Source organism: Modicisalibacter radicis, assembly GCF_900961225.1.
Classification (GTDB): Bacteria; Pseudomonadota; Gammaproteobacteria; order Pseudomonadales; family Halomonadaceae; genus Modicisalibacter.
In genome coordinates, this window is record NZ_CAAHFN010000054.1 from 98,615 (window position 1) to 117,653 (window position 19,039).

A 19,039-nucleotide genomic window follows, 5' to 3' on the forward strand; every position below is an offset into this window, starting at 1 on the left:
GCTGCTCATTCAGGCATAATGCCCAGCTTATCGGGAACAGTGTTCGAAAACGATTTTCTCCCATGGGCTGCTCCGACCGACACGCTGCAGGCCCGTTTACAGGCTGTCGTCGGTGCGCTGGCGATTGCCGCGCTCGAGCCGCTCGATCGCCGCATTGCCCTGACGCGAGAGTGCGTCGAGTCGCTCGATCTGCTCGTCGAGCCGCGGCAATGCCTCCTGACGATAGCGCGAGACGTCGTCCAGCGCCGCCATGACCTCTCCGAACGCCTCCTCGAGGGTTTCGCGGTCCAGCGTCGCCGAGGCCGCGCGGCTCTGGATCTCGACGCCCTGCTCGCGCAGCGCCCGGGCGGTGCCGGCGATCATCGACGAGGTCGACTGATTGAGCGCCTCGACGCGATCGAGTACCAGTCGCTGATTGGCCAGCGCCATGGCCACCGTCACCGCCACGGTGAGTGCCGAGACGGTGACGTTGATCGCCCGGTCGACGCCGCGCATCAGCTCGCGGTTGTTGCGGATCACCACTTCCAGCGCCAGCACCCCCTGCTGGCTGACGGCGAGCTGCTGCTGCAGGTCGACGATGCGCTGGCGCAACGGAAACAGCAGCTCCTCCTCGATGAAGGTACGCCGGTCGAGGGCCGGACGCTGGGGATCGTCGTCGGGGCGCGCCCCGGCGGCGGCGACCAGCCGCCGGTCGATCAACTGGCCCAGTTGCACCTGCCGCTGCAGTTGGCCGGCCATGTCGCGCAGCGCCTGCTGGTCGTCGCCCAGGGTGAGGTTGTCGCGGCGCAGCATCTCGCGCCCGGATTCCAGGTCGTGGATGATCGCATCGAGCGCCTGCTGAGCGTTCTCGAACTTCTGGAAATAGCGCTGCAGACGGCTGCCCACCCCCGGCAGACGCGCCAGCACGCGGTCGAGCCCGCCGCCGCCCAGTGCGTGCCGCTGCGGGTCGAGATCCTGCATCCGCGAACGCAGCTTGGCGAGCGACTCGGCGACCGGCCCGCCCTCGTCGCCGTGGCGCGCCAGACGGCGCAGCGGCGTCTGCAGCATCTCGCTCTGATGCGCGGCCTGGCGCTGCAGCTCGAGCCCCATCTCGTCGACCGCCTGGCGCGGCGCCTCGGCACCCCCCTCGCCCGGCCTCAGCAGACCGTCGACGAAGTCGTCGGCCAGCGACTCCAGCTCGTCATCGGTATCCCGGGTGTCCTCGGGCGTCAGTCCCGCGGCCAGCTCCTCCACCGCCGGCAACGCCAGGCGCCGTTTGTCGTCCTGTCCGTTTCGGCTCTCATGCTTGTCGTTCATCGCTCGACTCCTCGCGGTTGAGACACTCCGATGACGCCTACTGACTGCGGCTGTAGCGCGCCGCGCCCTCGGCGAAGCGACGCAGATCGACCAGTGCCTGCTCGGCGGCCACCGAGGCCTGCGGTCGCTGGGTCTCGACCCGCGCCAGCGCCACGGCGGTGTCGTCGAGCGCCGTGAGTGCCGCCTCGTTGCGCGCCGACAGGTCGCGCAGATGACGCTCGGTTTCGGCGACCAGCTCGAGACGACGCTTCAGCGCCAGGCGTTCGGCCACGCTCAAGGTCCCGCGCTCGCGGTCCAGCCGGCGCCGGACGAAGTCGCTGTCGACGCCGGCCACGCTGCGCGCCTGGGCGGCCATCCGGGTCAGATTGTCCACCGCGCCCAGGCACACCTCGTTGACCAGGCCGTGAGCGCGCTGGTAGGCCAGCTCGGCGCTGTCGAAACGCGCCGCGAGAACCGATTCGACGTGGCGATAGCGACTGTAGAGCCGGTCGGCCTGCACCGCCACGTCTTCCCGCGAGACCGCCAGCAGTTCGCCCTTGGCCGCGCACAGCGCGCGCACCACCTCGTCGGCGTCGGCGGGCGGATGCTCCGGGTCGAGGCTCAGCACGCCGCGCTCCTGCGCCTCGCGCTGGTGTTCGGCGCGCTGCCGCGAGTCCTCGGCCGCCCGGCGCCGGGCCCGACGCCGGTCCTGCCAGCGCTGCCACCAGTTGCGCGCCCGGCGCTCGATCGGCAGCTCGACGGCGATCGCCACCAGCCCCGCCAGCCAGCCGCCAAGCGACGGATCGAAACCGCCCCACAACGAGGTCAGCCAGAGCACGAAGGCGACGAACGGCACCAGCAGCCAGTAGCGCACGATGACCTGAAGGCGATTGGGGTCGCGTTCCGCCAACGCCAGTCGCGGGCTGGCCATGCCGATCAGAAACCACGGCAGGCAGGTGACGAACAGCCCGTAGGCCAAGCCTTGCAGAAATCCCAGCATACGATGCGGTTCCGCCAACCAGGGTAGGAAGAAACGATTGTAGGGAAGGCCCGCCTCGGGATAAAGCGACATCGAGGCCAGGCGATCGCCGTCAGGGGCTGATCCGGCAACAAGCAAGCGAGAAGACGCCGTGAATAGGCCCCTGTACGCTACCGAGGCCATCTGACCACCATGGATGGCGGAAATGCCGGAATGGAAAGGAGCGCTTTCCGGCCATGGCATCGGACCTTCTCTTTCGGCTTGTCCCCGGCGCCCCGTCAGATACAACCGCGATAACCGCGGGTCATCGTGGTCAAGCGCCGTTTCAGCGGCCATCGCCGGCGAGGTTCCACCAGGCGGGCAGCAACCGCGCCACCCGCGGCTCGCCGAAGCGGTCGTCGATCAAATGCACGCTGCCACGGTCCTCGGGGGAGCGGATCACCCGGCCGGCGGCCTGAACCACCTTCTGCAGGCCGGGAAACAGGTAGGCGTAATCGTAGCCGCGCCCGAATTGCGTCTCGAGGCGCCGGCGAAACTGCTCGGTGACCGGATTGACCTGCGGCAGTCCCAGCGTGGCGACGAAGGCGCCGACGAGCCGTTCGCCGGCCAGGTCGATGCCCTCGCCGAACGCCCCGCCGAGCACCGCGAAGCCGATCCCTCGTCCATCCGCGGCGAAACGCTCGAGAAACGCCTGGCGCTCGGCCTCGTCCATGCGCCGCGACTGCCGCCACAGCGGAATCGACGGAAACTCGGCGGCGAAACGCTCGGCGACCTGGTCGAGGTAGGCGTAGCTGCTGAAGAAGGCCAGGTAATTGCCCGGGTGGCGGCGGTACTGCTCGGCCATCAGGGCGGCGATCGGCATCAGCGACGCGGGCCGGTCGGCGTAGCGGGTGGAGATCGTGCGCACCCGATGCACGTCCAACTGCTCGGCCGAGAATGGCGAGGCCGACTCGAGCCAGGGCGTGGCGTCCGGCAGGCCCAGCAGGTTGCGGTAATAGTCGGCCGGGCCGAGGGTCGCCGAAAACAGCACCGCGCTGTGCGCGGCGGCGAAGCGCGGGGCGAGAAAGCCCGCCGGGACCACGTTGCGACAGCACAGCCGCGAGAGCCGCGCGCCGCGCCGCCCGTCCCTCAGCGTCGCGTCGAACAGCGAATGATCGTCGAACAGCTCGGCCAGCCGCGCCAGGTGCAGGGTATCCAGGTAGAAGCGCTGCAGGTCGCTGTCCAGCGCGAAGGGATGCTCGCTGTGGTAGTCGCCGATCGCCGCGGTCAGCCCTTGCAGGGCACCCAGCAGACGCTGCGGCGGGCCGTCGAGAACCTGGTAATCGTCGTCGCCGGCGGCATCGCCCGCCTCGCCGTTGAGCGCGCGCCACTGCCGTTCGACGCGTTCGAGCGGCTTCTTCAATGCCGCCGGGGCGCTGCGCTTGAGTGCCCGCAACGCGCCCTGATCGAGTTCGGCGGTGTACATGCCGCGCCCGCGCTCGACCAGGTTGTGGGCCTCGTCGACCAGCAGCGCGACGCGCCACTGGTTCTCGACCGTCAACGCGTAGAGCATGGCGTGCAGGTCGAAGTAGTAGTTGTAGTCGCCCACCACCACGTCGCACCAGCGCGCCAGCTCCTGGCCCAGGTAATAGGGACACACACCGTGCGCCAGCGCGATCTCGCGCAGCGCCGCACGTTCGAGCCGGCCGTGACGCACCGCCGCCGCCCGGGCCTCGGCCAGGCGGTCGTAGAAACCGCTGGCCAGCGGGCAGGAATCACCGTGACAGGCCTTGTCCGGGTGCTCGCAGGCCTTGTCGCGGGCGGTAAGCTCGAGGATGCGCAGCGGCGTCGGCGCGGCGTCTCCCCGGGCGGCATCGTCCTCCGCGGGCGCCAGCGTGGCCAGCGCGTCGAGCGCCAGCCGCCGGCCCGGGGTCTTGGCGGCCAGGAAGAACAGCCGGTCGAGACGCTGGCGCGGCATCGCCTTCAACGTCGGGAACAGCGTGCCCAGCGTCTTGCCGATGCCGGTGGGCGCCTGCAGCATCAGGCAGCGCCCGGTACCTGCCGCCTTGTAGACCGATTCGGCCAGTTCGCGCTGGGCGGGACGGAACCCGGCATGCGGGAAGCGCAGCGCCTCGAGCGCTTCGTCGCGGCGCTGCCGGTGGGCCAGCTCCTGCTCGGCCCAGGCCAGGAAGTGCCGGCACTGCTCCACGAAGAATGCCTCGAGCGTCGCGGCGTCGAAGGTCTCCTCGATCAACGTCTCGCGCTGGCTGACCACGTCGAGATAGACCAGCGCCAGGCGCACCTCGGCGAGTTCCCGCGCCCGGCACAGCAGGGCGCCGTAGACCTTGACCTGCGCCCAGTGCAGACGCCGGTGGTTGTCGGGCATCAGCGCCAGGTCGCCGCGAAAGGTCTTGATCTCCTCGAGCCGGTTGCGCGCCGCGTCATAGCCGTCGGCGCGCCCGCGCACCGCGAGTGCGGCGTACTCGCCGGCAAGCGCGATCTCGCGCTCGTAGCCGGCGCCGCGCCGCCCGGCGACCAGCGCGTGACCGGCGATCCCCTCCTGGGCGGTCGGCGATGGCGTGAAGCGCAGGTCGAGATCGCCGCCGCGTGAGGTGAATTCGCACAGCGCCCGCACCGCCACACAGTAGCTCAAGCGCGCGCCCCGCCCGGCGCCCAGCGCACATGACAGACGCCGACCGGCATGGCGTGGCGCTCGAAGAACGCAAGCCAGCGGCGCTGGTTGTCCTGCAGGCGATCGCCCGGGCCCTTGACCTCGATCATCCGGTAGCGGCGCTGGCCCGGCCACAGCTGGATCAGGTCCGGCAGTCCGGCGCGGTTGGCGGGGATGTCCGCCAGCAGCCGCTCGAAACACAGCCGCAGATGCGCGGCCGGCAGGCAGGCAAGCGCCTGTTCGAGCAGCGACTCGGGCAGGCATTCCCAACTGACGAAGGGCGACTGGATGCCCTGCTTCTCGACGTAGGTGCGGCGGATCAGCTCCTGGTAGGCGTCGCTCTCCAGGCTCGCCAGGCAGCCGTCGAACAGCTCGCGGCGGCGCGCGTGGAAGTCGCTCCGGGCGAGATCCGCCGGGCCACGCTGGAAGGGGTTGAAGAACGCCCCGGGCAGCGGCGCGAAGATCGCCTCCCAGCAGAGCAGCCCGAACAGGCCGCCGATCAGGGTGTTCTCGACATAGTGCACCGGCGCTTCAGGGACACCGAGGTGATGCTGTACCGTGCGCTCCACCGACAGGCCGGCGAACGGCAGCTCGAGATCGAACCGCTCGGTCTCGGGCGAGGCAGCCGCCGCCGGACGCGGCAGGCCCAGCCGCCGATGCAGGCGCGGCATCACCCGCACGAGCTGCTGACGCTCGGCGTCGCTTTCCGGCTCGCGCTCGGCCGCGCGCGCCAGCTCCAGCGCCTCGCCGAAGCGCTCGAGACGTTCGAGCATGCGCAGCCGCCGACCGCGAGCACCGGGATGCGTGGAGCGTGCGTAGAGGTCGTGGGCCGCGCCCAGCTCGCCCTGGCGTTCGCTGTGCTGGGCCAGCCGGTACAGCAGCTTGGCGCGGCGCGCCTCGAGCCAGGGGTTGGCATGGGCCTCGCGGGGCACGTCGGCATCGATCGCGCTCACCGGCTCGTCGTCGGCCAGGCGTTCACGGCAGCGGTGCAGATGCAGGTAACTTTCCAGCTCGTCACGCGAGGCGAAGGCCCGCGACCCGCTGGAGAAGGCGACACGCTCGTAGCGCGCCATGCCCAGGTCGGCGAGCACGAACTCGCTCCAGCCCTGGTGCAGGTTGCCGAAGAACATCAGCCGCAGGCGCTCGCACAGCGCGTCGACCCCAAGCGCCAGGATGGTCTCGTCGTCGCGGCCCCACTCGGCGAGGGTGCGCGGCGGCTCGTCGTCCTCGTCCAGCGCCGCCAGCCAGGCGCGCTTGCTGGCCTGGCGCAGGCCGAGCGCGGCCAGGCGCTCGCCGAACAGGCGCTGCACTTCGACCTTGGTGAGCAGTGCGAAGAGCGCCTCGAGGGTCAGCGTCGGCGCCGGGTCGACCCAGCCCCGGGCGATCAACGGCGCCAGCGCCGGGGCCAGCGGTTCACCCTCGCAGCGCTGCGCCGCGGGGATCTCCTCGGCGATTTCCGGGTACTGCAACTTGGAACGCCGAAACAGCGCGCCCTTGCGCATGATCATGCGCACCAGCAGCGCCTGCGAGGGACGCGGCAACTCGCCGAAGGCATCGATGAAGGCGCGCTCGTCGTCGCTCAGCAAGTCGCCGTAGCGCGCGTCCAGCCAGGCGAGCACGGTCTGGAAGTTGACGAGATAGTAGAAGGGATCGTCGAGGATCTGGCGGGCCATGCGCTACCACGGATAACTGGTTATTCATCCATGGTACAAGCCGGCCGCGCCAGCGACAATCCGGTTCGACCGGACCGGTTCGGCCAGATCGGTTCGGCCAGACCGGTTCGGCCGCCCCGGACAGCCTCAACGCAGGTCGGGGTTGAGCGTATAGGTACCGGTCACGGTGGCCTGGCCCAGGATATGCCCCTGCATGGCACCCAGCGCCTCGTCGCCAGTGAACTCGCCGCGCATGTCGAGCTTCTCGACATCGAGCGCGTAGACGGTGAAACGGTAGCGATGCGGCAGTTCGTCGTTCCACGGCGGGCAGGGGCCGTCGTAGCCGCCGTAGGTGCCACCCATGTCGGGATCGCCGGCGAGAAAGCCGGTAAAGGTGTTGATGCCCGCCAGGCCCAGCTCGCCCTGGCCGGGCTGCTTGCCCTTGGGCGTCACGCCATCCGAGGCCGCGCCCTCGTCTATGCGGTGGACGTCCGCGGGCACATTGACCAGTACCCAGTGGTAGAAATCGACGCGCGGCATGCTCACCGGCAGGCTCTTGCCCTGCTGGTTGACGTCCGAGGGATCGCCCGGCACGTCGGGGTCGCAGACGATCACCGCAAAACTGCGCGTGCCCTGCGGGATCTCGGTCCAGTGCAGCGCCGGGTTGCGATTCGGCCCCAGGGTCATCGGCTCGCCGTCGCCGGGTACGCCGAAGGCAAAGGTCTCGGGGATCGGCTGCTGGTCCTCGATGCCGTCAACGGTTAACTTCATGATCACCTCCATGGATCGCTGTGCATGATCCCACCAGCCTAGCCTAGCCCCCGGGGCTTCGGCCAGGCAGACCGACGACGAGCCACCACCCTTCTAGAGGACTTCCATGAGCACCCGGCAAGCCATCCCCTCCGCCACCGACGGCCGGCCCGCCACCCCCGCCGAGCTGGGCTTTTCGATGCCCGCCGAGTTCGCCGCGCACGATGCCTGCTGGATGCTCTGGCCGCAGCGCCCCGACAACTGGCGCTACGGCGCCAAGCCGGCCCAGGCGGCGTTCGTCGCCGTCGCCCGGGCGATCGCCGAGAGCGAGACGGTGTTCGTCGGCGTCAACGACGACCAGTACGAGAACGCCCGCAACCAGTTGCCGGCGCACATCCGCGTGGTCGAACTGTCGAGCAACGATGCCTGGATGCGCGACGTCGGGCCGACCTTCCTGACCCATCCGGACGGCCGGCTGGCGATGGTCGACTGGGAATTCAATGCCTGGGGCGGGCTCAACGGTGGGCTCTACTTTCCCTGGGACAAGGATCGTCGCATTCGTCTGAAGATAGCCGAGATGCTCGGCGCCGAGCGCTTCATCACCCCCCTGGTCGTGGAGGGCGGGGCGATCCATGTCGATGGTGAGGGCACGCTGATCACCACCGAGGAGTGCCTGCTCAACCCCAACCGCAACCCCGACCTGAGCAAGGCCGAGCTCGAGCGCCTGCTGGGCGACTACCTGGGGGTGACCCGGGTGATCTGGCTGCCGCGCGGCTGCCATCTCGACGAGACCGATGGCCACGTCGACAACCTGTGCTGCTTCGTCGCCCCCGGCGAGGTGGCGCTGACCTGGACCGACGATCCGAGCGACCCGCAGCACGCCATCTCCCGCGAGGCCCTGGCGGTCCTCGAGGCCGCCCGCGACACCAGGGGACGGCGGCTGACCGTGCACAAGCTGCCGATGCCCGGACCGCTGACCATCGCCGAGTCCGAGGCCAGCGGCGTCGACCGGCTGAGCAGTTCGCGCCCGCGCCAGCCCGGCGACCGCATGGCCGGTTCCTACGTCAACTTCTACATCGGCAACTCGGTGGTGGTGATGCCCAGGCTCGATCCCGACCACGACGAGGACGCCCGGGCCATCCTCGAAGGCCTGTTTCCAACCCGCCGGGTGGTCGGCGTCGACGCTCGCGAGATCCTGCTCGGCGGCGGCAACATCCACTGCATCACCCAGCAGCAGCCCGCCCGCCGCGTGCCGGGACGGGACGCGTAGCGGCGCCTGGCAGCAGTCTCGGCAAGTCTGGAGTCACTCTATGGCCCATACCCGAGTGGCTCACTCGGAGTCTGTTGTTTCAATAGACGATCTTGACGGGCTCCTTGCTTTCCAGTGCCTGCGCCGAGGCCGCCGCCTACCATACCGATACGGATCTTTCATGCTGACATTGCCGATCTCGTCATAGCGGATTCCGGTGCTCTTGTCGGATGCTCAGACCTCGACCCACCGCCCGCTGTTGGCAGACTCGTCCATGGCGGTGATGATGCGCTGGTTGGCGTGGCCGAAGGCGAAGTCAGGGTAGCAGCCGCGCGGCCCCGCTATACCTTGGATGAGGTCATGGATCTCGATCACCTTGACGTCGAAGAAGCCCAGACCGCCTCCGGCGAAATCGAAGCCGAAAAAGGCGCCGTACTGGGGCACTTGGGAGCCGGCCAGCAGGGTCTTGAAACCACGATCTCGCTTGTCGTCACTGAAGCGAAAGACCTGCAACTCGTTGAAGCGCTCGCCGTCCATGTACAGTGTGCCCTCGGTGCCCGAGACCTCCCAATAGATGCCGAAGACCCGCCCGGCGGCGAGCCGCGAACTCTCTATCACCCCGGCGGCGCCGGAGTCGAACTGGACCAACGCCTGGGTCTGGTCGTCGTTCTCGACACGGCGCATCTCGGCGCCCTTTTCGACCCGGCTGGCATAGCCGGCGTCGCTGGCGGGCACCGGGCGCTCGGTGATCTGGGTCTGCGCCTGGCAGTTGACCTGACGGAAGTCCCCCATCAGGAACTGGGCGACGCTGATTACGTGCGCACCCAGGTCGCCCAGGGCGCCGGTGCCAGCACCCTGACGGGAACAACGCCATGACCAGGCCAGGTCCGGATCGTTGAAGAAGCCCTGATCGAAGGTGCCGCGAAAACGAATCGGTCGGCCGATCTCGCCGGAGTCAATGAGCTGCTTGGCCAGTAGCGCCGCCGGCGTCTTGATATTGTTGAAGGCCACCATGGTCTTGACCCCGGCGCGCTCGGCCGCCTCCTGCATCTCGCGCGCCTGATCGTCGTTCATGGCGAGCGGCTTCTCACAGTAGACGTGCTTGCCGGCGTCGATGGCGGCCAGGGCCATTTCATAGTGCAGCGCATTGGGTGAGGTGATGTCCACCACATCCACCTCGGGATCGGCCACCAGTTCGCGCCAGTCACCATAGCCCCTGGTAAAACCGAAGCGATCCCGAGCGACCTCGGCCGCCTCCTCGCCCTGGTCGGCTATGGCGTAGAGCCGCGGGTTCAACGGCAGGTCGCGGTAGAGCATACGGGTACGATGGTAGGCATCGGCATGAGCCTGGCCCATGAAACCACTGCCGATCAGCCCAATGTTGAGCGTCGAGGTCATATCGAGTATTCCTGGAGCTGCCATTCGTTTGGACACTGAGAGTCAAGCGGGATCGGCTCAATAGCGATCAAGCAACGTGGAGATACACCGGTTGGCCGTGCTCACCATCTGCTTGGGCGGCACCAGGCCGGGTCCTCTCGGCCTCGCCGGTTCAACAAGCGGCGTCGCCCCACGAAGGAACGTTCGAACGTCAGGACAACTTGCGCCTGCGCTGACGGTATTGGTCGACGATGACGGCGGTCACGATGATCATTCCCTTGACGATATCCTGGTAATACGCGTCCACACCGAGGAACGTGAAGCCACTGAGCATGACCCCCAGGATCAGGGCACCGATGACCGTGCCGGTGACCCGCCCGACCCCGCCGGCCAGGCTGGTGCCCCCGATGACGGCGGCGGCGATGGCATCCAGCTCGTACATCAGGCCCATCCCTGCCTGGCCAGTGCCGGCGCGGGCGGAAGCGACGACCCCGGCAAGCCCGGCAAGCAGGCCGGCGATGGCGTAGACCTTGACCAGGTGACGCCGCACGTTGATGCCCGAAACGCGGGCCGCCTGGGGGTTGGCGCCTATGGCATAGGTGTACTTGCCGTAGCGGGTGTACTTCAGGGCAATGTGGAAGATGACGGCGACACCGAGGAAGATGATCACCGGATTGGCGCCGGAGCCGATCCAGGTGAACTCCTCGGTCAACAGGCTGACTGGCTGGCCATCGGTATAGGCACGCGCGAGCCCGCGAGCGGACACCATCATCCCCAGTGTCGCGATGAAGGGAGGTATCACCGCGAAGGCGACCAGCGAGCCGTTGATGATTCCCGCCAAGGCGCCCACCAGTAGCCCGGCCACCAGCGGTACGATCCAGGGCAGGTCGGTGAGCGCGGGATAGACCGCCCGGGCGTAATCGGAGGATTGGGCGAGACTGGCCGTGACCATGGCGGTCAATGCCAGCACCGACCCCGACGACAGGTCTATGCCCCCGGTGATGATGACCTGCGTGACGCCGATGGCGATGATGCCGATGATCGACATCTGCAGGATCATGATCAGCAAGCGCTGGGGGTTCATCAGGAACGAGTCGCCACGCACGACCCAGCCGATCACTTCGAAAAGCAGTCCGATACCGATGAGCACGGCGAGGATGCTGACTTCGGTCGGCACCTTTCTTTTCCGGCGTTGCTTGGAGGCGATCGGCGCCTGCTGGCTGTTGTCGGTTGCAGTAGTCATGTTGTTTATCCTTTTGTCGCTATGCATGGTCCTAGCCATGCGGACCTCAGGCATGTGTTGCCGGGGCGGAAGCTAGTTGCATGACGCTGACCTGATTGGCGTCGCCACGGTCGAGGAAACCGGTGACCTGGCCCTGGTGCATGACCATGATGCGATCGCTCATGCCGAGCACCTCGGGCAACTCGGAGGAGATCATGATCACGGCCACGCCTTCGCCGGCGAGCTCGGAAATCAGGCGATGGATCTCGGCCTTGGCGCCGACGTCGATGCCCCGCGTGGGTTCGTCCAGGATCAGGATGCGGGGCTTGGTCATCAGCCAGCGCCCGATCAGCACCTTCTGCTGATTGCCGCCTGAGAGATTGCCGATGCGCTCTTCCAGATCCGGAGTCCTGACATCCAGTACCTGCTTCATCCGCTCGCACTGCTGGTCAAGCCGGTGCTGGGCCACGAAGCTGCCATGGGTGTAGCCGTCGCGCAGCACGGCGATCTCCATGTTCTCCAGCACGGACAGGCTCAGAAACAGGCCGGTTTCCTTGCGGTCCTCGGTCAGCAGCGCCAGGCCATGCAGCATCGCCTGGTGCGGCGACTTGATCAGGATCTCCTGGCCATCGATGGCGACCGAGCCGGCCGTGGCCGGCGTCACGCCGAACAGCGTCTCGGCCACGTTGGTCCGCCCCGACCCCACCAGGCCGGCAATCCCCAGGATTTCCCCGGCGTGCACATCAAAGCTGACCCCCTCGAAGACTCCCTCCAGCCCCAGGTCCTTCACCGCCAGCACGACATCGCCGATCGGCACCGTTTCCTTGGGAAACAGCTGGGTCACCTCACGGCCCACCATCAAGCGGATGATCTCGTTGGCATCCAGCTCACTGGCCGGGGCCTCGTGGATGAACTGGCCATCGCGGAACACCGAGATGTCGTCGGCGATCTCGAAGACCTCGTCCATCTTGTGGGTGATGTAGATGATGCCCTTTCCCTGGTCACGCAGGTCGTTGATGATCCGGGACAGGTGTTCGACTTCGCGATCGGTCAGTGCCGAGGTCGGCTCGTCCATGATCAGCACTTCCGACTCGTACGAGACGGCCTTGGCGATCTCGACCATCTGCCGGCCGGCGATCGATAGGTGGCGCACTTCCAGCTCGGGATCCAGTTCGATCCCCAGTCGATCGAACAGGGCCTGGGTCCTGTCGGCCAACGCCGCGTGATCGACGAACCCCAGCGCGTTGAGCGGCTCGCGGCGAATCCAGATATTCTCGGCGATGGTCATGTACGGCATCAGGTTGAGCTCCTGATGAATCATGGCGATGCCGGCCTCGAGTGCGTCCAGGGGGCCAGTGAGTTGCAGAGGCCGCCCGTGCAGGCGCACCTCGCCATCGTCGGGCATGTAGACCCCGGCGATGATCTTCATCAGCGTCGACTTGCCGGCCCCGTTCTCGCCCATCAGGGCGTGCACCGTCCCGGCGCGGACGCGTAGCTGGACGTTGTCCAGGGCGACGACGCCGGGAAAGGTCTTGCGGGCATTGGCGACTTCGAGCAGGAATGGCGTGGAAGCCTGGATATGCGGTGCGGATGCAGTCGTTGCGACCATGGTCGGCGTCCTCTATTCGCTCTCTCCGGACTGGCGGATGCCCGCCAGCCCCATGCCATCAGTTGAGGAAATCGTCGAGGTTGTCCCTGGTAACCAGCTTGAAGGGCACCATCTTGATCTTTTCCACGGGCTTGCCCTCGATCATGTCGATAGCGGTCTCGACCGCTCCGCCGCCCTGTCCCTGGGCGTCCTGAAAGACCGTGACGTCGAGCTCGCCACGCTGCATGGCTTCCAGCGCATCGCGTGTCGCGTCGATCCCGCCGACCACGATGGAATCGTCGGGAATGCCGGATTGCCGCATGGCAATCAGCGCGCCAAGCGCCATCTCGTCGTTGTTGGCGGCAATAGCGTCTATGTCCTGACCGCCCACGATCCAGTTGTTCATCAGGTTGATGGCCTTGGTACGCTGATAGTCGGCCGGCTGCTCTTCGATGATCCGGATGTCGGGATACTTGGCCGCGACTTCCTTGACCCCTTCGGTGCGCTTGTGAGTGGCGCCTGAGGCTAGCTCGCCCAGCATAATGGCCACGTTGCCCTTGCCATCGAGCTGCCTGGCCAGTTCCTCCATCTGCAGCGTCCCGGCCAGCTTCTGATCGGAGCCCACGAAGGCGACATCCTCTCTTTCGAGATCCTTGCCTTCCGGCTGACGATTGACGTAGACCAGCGGGATCTCTGCCGTGATGGCCGCCGCCGTCATCATCTGCGTCGCCGCGGTATCGACCGGATTGACGATTATCGCGTCGACCCCTTGTGCCGCGAGGCTCTGGACCTGGCTCAGCTGGCGGCCGATATCGCCCTGGGCATCGAGGAACTGGATATCCTGGCCCTCCTCGTCGGCGGTGGCCTGCATGGCGTTACGCATCGTGGTGAGGAAATTGTCGTCGAAGTAGGCGACGGAGACGCCGATGTTTGCCGCCAGCGCGGAGGTCGAGCAGGCGGCGAACAGGGCGGCTCCCAGCAATAGGCGTTTCATGTGAGGTACTCCTTTAGACATCTTGTTCTGTTTGTTAGGCGTCGTGGCCATTGCGGCCCGTCTGTTGCAAGACGCGCCCTGGAACTTCGGGCGCAGCATTTAGAATTTAGATTCTATTTGAAATTTTTACAAAAAAATCATTCTATACTTTGGTATATGTGGAACGTGCATTCCAACAGCATCCAGATCTCGCCAACAAAAAACCCCGCCGAAGCGGGGAAGATGTGTCGTTCAACCAACTCTGCGGGCCTATCGAACTCTGCTATAAAAACACTTACTATCAACTAGTTAGAATCCACTCATGAGCGGGATCGTTGCGAAACTTCCATTCTCGCTTCGGCCCGGCCATCACGTTGAGATAGTAGAGCTCGTACCCATGTGGCACCCCGGCTGGATGATAGCCGCGTGGCACCATGACACAGTCGCCGTTCTCCACCGCCATGGCCTCATCCAGAGAGCGGTCGTCGGTGTAGACCCGCTGGAACGCGAAGCCCTGAGACGGGTTCAGGCGATGATAGTAGGTCTCTTCGAGAATCGACTCGTACGGCAGGTCATCGACGTCGTGCTTGTGAGGCGGATAGCTCGACCAGTTGCCGGACGGCGTATAGACCTCGACCACCAGCAGGCTGTCGGCAGGCTCGGTCTCGGGCAGGATGTCCTGGATGTGACGAGTGTTGCTGCCGCTCCCCCGTGTCGCCCGCTTGACGTCGTCGGGGCCGATCAGCCGCGCCTCGTGATTGCCATGCCCCGGGGCGCTGCAGACCGCCACTTCCAGGTCGGTCAATGCTTCGAGGCTGTAGCTCACTCCGTCGGGCAGGTAGACCGAATAGGGAGGAATCTTCTCGAACACGTCCATGCGCTCGCCGATGTCTTGCCAGTGCTGCTCGCCACTGGCGACATTGGCCCGCCCCGTGAGCAGGACCAGACAGTGTTCGCGAGAGCCGGTGTGGGATTCGAAACGTTGCCCTTTCTCGAGCCTGTGCACGCGAAAACCGACATGCTTCCAGCCAGCCGTTTCAGGCGTGACCTCGAGTACCTTGCCATGTTCATCGGGCTGCTGGGGGCGTACCAGAAGCGAAGTCATTAGCGCTGCCCTCCTCGTCTTCAGTCAGGTTCGTTCATTTGCATGATCCGTGAACGTCGGGGTTCACCGCTTGGCCTTCGCCTCATCCTGTGCAGACTCGCTGGCCTTGTCCTGGCGTACGCCCAGGGCAATCGCCAGCGTCTGTGCCAGACACAAGGAGGCTGTCAGGCCACGAAAACTCTTCACTTCCGCCTCGTGCACCACCAGGCTGACATCGGCCAGTCGTGCCAGCGGGCTCAGGCTGGAGTCGGTGATCACCACCATGGGAATGCCCCGCTCCCTGGCCTCGGTCGCGGCATCCTGGGTTTCCTGGGCGTAGGGCGAGTAACTCACCACGAGCATGGCATCCCGGCTACCGATGGCCTTCGTCTGCTCGCCATGCATGCCACCCAGGCCGTCGACCAGGAAAGCCCGCTTGTCGATGTGATGCAGGGCATACGAAAAGTAGCTGGCCACCACGAAGCTGCGCCGCGCACCCAAGACATGGACGATCTCGGCGCGCTCGAGCACGTCCAGCGCCCGCTCCAGGTCGTGCGGATCGATACGACTCGGCAGCGCCTCGAGCACTTCGCGGTTGGCCTCGGAAAACTCCCAGAGAAGCTGGGTGCTGTCGGGGGTCTCGCCGGTCGCGGTGCGCACCGCCCGAATGCGCTCGGCATAATTGGGCAGCTCGTCGACCAGCCGGGTCCGGAACAGCTGCTGCATTTCCGAGAAGCCCTTGAAGCCGAAGCTGTTGGCAAAGCGGATCAATGTCGAGGGCGTCACACCGGCGCGTTCGGCCAGCTTGGCGACGGTGGCGAAGGCCACTTCCTGGGGATGATCGAGCAGAAAGCGCGCCGTCTGCTGCAGACGCCGGCTCAGGGCCGCGTACTCGGCCGTGATACGAGCTTCGAGTTCGGCAAAATCCTGCGGTAATTGATTCATTGAGGCCTGATCTCCGAGTTCGCTGCGCCGATGTGGCCTGGATGAGTGACAGCCTAGGTGCAATGGAACAAAAATTCCACACATACCAAAGTATAGAACAAAAAATTTAAATGATACAGAAACGGCACCCGCGCGACATCAACGCGACCGTGCCCCCATTTCCGCCGCCTTCCCCTCGGCAGGAATGGCCACCGCGCTCTTACGTCTTTGGTCGCAGAAAACCGCTTCCCCGCGCATCTGTAGCCAGTCCATGACATCGAAAGCGACATATACCTGATTGTTTATTAAAAGATTTTACTGCCAGCTAGCGTAGAAAGCGCACATCGCGACGAAATTTTCCAAATATTGATTTGATAGAACGCTTGTTCTAGCCTCGTTTCATCGCAAGGGCCTGCCTCGGCATGGCCGATGCCGCGCCTCCGCTCGACGATCAAGAGAGAACGACCATGTCCCAGAAAGCCCCACGCTTCGCCTTGAACCACATGATCTGCCCACGCCTGAGCGTGAGAGAACTGATCGACGGCGCCGCCCGATTGGGTCTGAGCGCGGTCGAGTTGCGCAACGATGTCGGCGACAACAGCGTCCGGACGCTCGACCAGGCCCGTGAGGCCCGCCATCTGGCGCACGAGCGTGGAATCGAGATCCTCAGCATCAATGCGCTCTATCCGTTCAACATCTGGAATGACGAGCGTAAAGAGCAGGCCGAGAACCTGGCCCAGCTGGTCGAGGCCTGCGGCGGACGCGGCCTGGTGCTCTGCCCGCTGGTCGATGCCGATCACGGCGCATCCGAGTCCGAAAAACGTGCCGGACTCAAGGACGCGCTGGCGGCCCTGGCCCCCATTCTCGGACGCTACGATCTGCAGGGCTTCGTCGAGCCGCTGGGGTTCCCGACTTCATCGCTGCGTACCAAGCAGGTGGCCGTCGACGCGATCCGCGAACTCGACATGGCGCATCGTTTCAGCCTTGTCCACGACACCTTCCACCACGCCGGCGCCGGAGAACGGGGCCTGTTCCCCGAGTATACCGGCCTGGTGCATGTCTCGGGCCTCGAGGACGAGTCGGTCGACTTCGAGACCATGCTCGACGAACACCGTCTGCTGGTCGGCCCCGGCGACCGTCTGGACAGCATCGGTCAGGTGCGGCAGCTGCTCGCGGGGGGCTACGACCAGTACATTTCCTTCGAGCCCTTCGCACCGGCGGTCTGCAACCTGGATGACCCGTTCACGGCCATTCGGGGCAGCATGGACGAGATTCGCCGCGGGCTGGCCGCCTGAACCATGCCATCAACAAATAAACGCCGATCGTGAGGAGCCTCGCATGAAAATCGCCCTGGACCCGTTCATGCACCGCCATGTACCGCTCGACGACCTGCCGCGACTGGCCGCCAAACTGGGGTACGAGCATATCGAGCTGTCGCCGCGTGCCGATTTTCTCGACTGGTTCGTGCATCCGCGCGTCTACCCCCAGCGCCTGAACAGCTTCAAGAAGTCCCTCAGTGATCACGGTGTCCAGCTCTCCTCGCTGCTGCCCATGTACCGCTGGGCCAGTCCCCACGAGGACGAGCGTCAGGCCGCGGTGAAGTACTGGAAGAAAGCCATCGAGATCGCCGTGGAACTGGGCGTGGACACCATGAATTCCGAGATGGGGCGCGGCCCCCATCCCGAGCGCGGCAGCTGTTCGAGCTGCTGCCAGGGCGGCGCCACCACCGAGTCCAGCGAAGCGTCCTGGTGGCGCTCCATGGAGGAGCTGGTGCCAATCCTCGAGCGCGAAGGCATCCAGCTCAACATCGAGCCCCACCCCGACGACTTCGTCGAGACGCTGCACCCGGCCGTGGACATGATCCGCACGGTCGACTCGAGCAACGTCAAGTTCCTCTATTGCGCACCGCACACCTTCCATTTCGGCGACGACATGGAGCAGATGATTCGCGACTGTGCACCGGTGCTGGCCCATGTACATGTCGCCGATACCTTCAACCACAAGGCCTCCTCGGGGCTGCGCTACATCATCAACCCGCCGGGGTCCACCGCACGCGTTCACCAGCATCTCAATATCGGTGAAGGCGAGGTGGACTGGGACCTGTTCTTCAGGACGCTCGCCGATGTCGGCTTCGACGGCATCATGACCGCCTGCGTCTTCGCCTGGGAAGAACGCGCCGAGCAGTCCTCGCGCTTCATGCGCGAGGAGATCCAGCGCTACGTCGACAAATACTGGAAATAACGAGGAATCATCATGACTGTCAGAATCGGCATCATCGGTACCGGCATGATCGGCGAAGAGCATGCACGGCGCATCACCCACTACCTCACCGGCGGACGCATCGTCGCCGTCAGCGACGTCAATGCCGACCAGGCACGCGCGGTCGTCGACCGCCTCGGTCTGGATGCCAGGGTCTACGACAGCGGCCTGGCGCTGATCCAGGCCGACGATGTCGACGCCGTCATGGTGACTTCATGGGGCGGCACTCACGAAGAGTATGTGCTTGCCGCCATCCAGGCCGGCAAGTACGTGTTCTGCGAAAAGCCGCTGGCCGACACCGCTCAGGGTTGTCGCAACATCGTCGATGCCGAGATCGATGCCGGCAAGCGCCGGGTTCAGGTCGGCTTCATGCGTCGCTACGACAGCGGCTATCGGCTGATGAAAGAAGCCATCGGCGCCAACCGCCTCGGCGCGCCGTTGATGATCCATGCCGCGCACCGCAACCCGACGGTGCCGGAGCGCTACGTCACGCCCATGGCGATCCACGACACCCTGATCCACGAGCTGGATACCTTCCGCTGGCTGCTCGATGACGACTTTGCCACCGCTCAGGTGATCTTTCCGCGCAAGACACGCCACGCCCACGACAAGGTCGAGGATCCGCAGATCGTGCTGCTCGAGACCACCCAGGGCGTGCGCATCGACGTCGAGATTTTCGTCAACTGCCAGTACGGCTACGACATCCAGTGCGACGTGGTCGGCGAAGAGGGCATTGCCCGACTGCCCGAACCGCAGAGCCTGACTTTCCGCCAGGCCGGACAGCGCTCCAACGAGATCCTGCAGGACTGGAAGAAACGTTTCGGCGATGCCTTCGATGTCGAACTCCAGGCCTTCATCGATGGTGTCGCCAGCGGCAAGGTCGGCGGTCCGTCGTCCTGGGATGGCTACGCAGCGGCGATTGCCAGCGATGCCTGCGTCAAGGCGCAGGAGAGCGGAAAGATCGAAAACGTGAAGATGCCCGAGCGTCCCGCCTTCTACGCCTGAACCGGGCTGGGAGCCTAAAGGCCCGTCTTGCCAACCGAAGGCGGATCCACAC

General features: G+C 65.7%; 15 protein-coding genes. 4 read left to right on the plus strand and 11 right to left on the minus strand.

The window, feature by feature from the left end; genetic code table 11:
* Positions 1-96: 96 nt before the first annotated feature.
* From HR9077_RS06050 to HR9077_RS06065, 5 genes are all read right to left on the minus strand, one after another.
* Positions 97-1,296: a toxic anion resistance protein gene (locus HR9077_RS06050; RefSeq protein ID WP_136066129.1), complete on the minus strand. Its 1,200-nt coding sequence runs from the start codon at positions 1,294-1,296 to the stop codon at positions 97-99.
* Positions 1,297-1,333: 37 nt separating this feature from the next.
* A complete protein-coding gene (locus HR9077_RS06055; protein ID WP_136066130.1) occupies positions 1,334-2,275 on the minus strand; it encodes a cobyrinic acid a,c-diamide synthase in 942 nt (313 codons plus the stop codon).
* A gap of 304 nt (positions 2,276-2,579) precedes the next feature.
* Entirely contained in the window at positions 2,580-4,886 is a 2,307-nt protein-coding gene (locus HR9077_RS06060; RefSeq protein WP_210725872.1) for an ATP-dependent DNA helicase, read from the minus strand.
* Positions 4,883-6,577: a VRR-NUC domain-containing protein gene (locus tag HR9077_RS22005; protein WP_210725873.1), complete on the minus strand. Its 1,695-nt coding sequence runs from the start codon at positions 6,575-6,577 to the stop codon at positions 4,883-4,885. The genes HR9077_RS06060 and HR9077_RS22005 overlap by 4 nt, the downstream gene beginning before the upstream one ends.
* 126 nt (positions 6,578-6,703) lie before the next feature.
* Positions 6,704-7,327, minus strand: a complete 624-nt coding sequence (locus HR9077_RS06065; protein WP_136066132.1) for a YbhB/YbcL family Raf kinase inhibitor-like protein — start codon at positions 7,325-7,327, stop codon at positions 6,704-6,706.
* A gap of 106 nt (positions 7,328-7,433) precedes the next feature.
* On the opposite strand from HR9077_RS06065, the gene aguA reads away from it, so the two are divergent.
* Positions 7,434-8,576 (plus strand): agmatine deiminase, encoded by a 1,143-nt coding sequence (gene aguA, locus HR9077_RS06070; protein WP_136066133.1) that lies wholly within the window; start codon positions 7,434-7,436, stop codon positions 8,574-8,576.
* A gap of 213 nt (positions 8,577-8,789) precedes the next feature.
* Here the strand turns inward: aguA and HR9077_RS06075 are convergent, their stop codons facing one another.
* From HR9077_RS06075 to HR9077_RS06100, 6 genes are all read right to left on the minus strand, one after another.
* Positions 8,790-9,953 carry a Gfo/Idh/MocA family protein gene (locus tag HR9077_RS06075; protein ID WP_136066134.1) on the minus strand — a complete coding sequence of 388 codons (1,164 nt, stop codon included), beginning with the start codon at positions 9,951-9,953 and terminating at the stop codon, positions 8,790-8,792.
* A gap of 190 nt (positions 9,954-10,143) precedes the next feature.
* Positions 10,144-11,175, minus strand: a complete 1,032-nt coding sequence (locus HR9077_RS06080) for an ABC transporter permease (protein WP_136066135.1) — start codon at positions 11,173-11,175, stop codon at positions 10,144-10,146.
* Positions 11,176-11,221: 46 nt separating this feature from the next.
* The gene (locus tag HR9077_RS06085) at positions 11,222-12,763 is read right to left on the minus strand and encodes a sugar ABC transporter ATP-binding protein (RefSeq protein ID WP_136066136.1); all 1,542 of its coding nucleotides are present in this window, start codon (positions 12,761-12,763) and stop codon (positions 11,222-11,224) included.
* Between the two features lie 58 nt (positions 12,764-12,821).
* Positions 12,822-13,736, minus strand: coding sequence for a substrate-binding domain-containing protein (locus tag HR9077_RS06090; RefSeq protein ID WP_136066137.1), 915 nt, complete (start codon positions 13,734-13,736; stop codon positions 12,822-12,824).
* Between the two features lie 280 nt (positions 13,737-14,016).
* On the minus strand, positions 14,017-14,820 hold the full coding sequence (gene iolB / locus HR9077_RS06095; protein ID WP_136066138.1) for a 5-deoxy-glucuronate isomerase: 804 nt from the start codon (positions 14,818-14,820) through the stop codon (positions 14,017-14,019).
* Between the two features lie 63 nt (positions 14,821-14,883).
* On the minus strand, positions 14,884-15,744 hold the full coding sequence (locus HR9077_RS06100; protein ID WP_136066139.1) for a MurR/RpiR family transcriptional regulator: 861 nt from the start codon (positions 15,742-15,744) through the stop codon (positions 14,884-14,886).
* Positions 15,745-16,190: 446 nt separating this feature from the next.
* On the opposite strand from HR9077_RS06100, the gene HR9077_RS06105 reads away from it, so the two are divergent.
* Genes HR9077_RS06105 through HR9077_RS06115 form a run of 3 tightly spaced genes read left to right on the plus strand, consistent with a single transcriptional unit; the run spans position 16,191 to position 18,987 of the window.
* Positions 16,191-17,018: a TIM barrel protein gene (locus tag HR9077_RS06105; protein WP_136066140.1), complete on the plus strand. Its 828-nt coding sequence runs from the start codon at positions 16,191-16,193 to the stop codon at positions 17,016-17,018.
* Positions 17,019-17,061: 43 nt separating this feature from the next.
* The gene (locus HR9077_RS06110) at positions 17,062-17,964 is read left to right on the plus strand and encodes a sugar phosphate isomerase/epimerase family protein (protein WP_136066141.1); all 903 of its coding nucleotides are present in this window, start codon (positions 17,062-17,064) and stop codon (positions 17,962-17,964) included.
* 12 nt (positions 17,965-17,976) lie between these two features.
* A complete protein-coding gene (locus tag HR9077_RS06115) occupies positions 17,977-18,987 on the plus strand; it encodes a Gfo/Idh/MocA family oxidoreductase (RefSeq protein ID WP_136066142.1) in 1,011 nt (336 codons plus the stop codon).
* Positions 18,988-19,039: the final 52 nt, after the last annotated feature.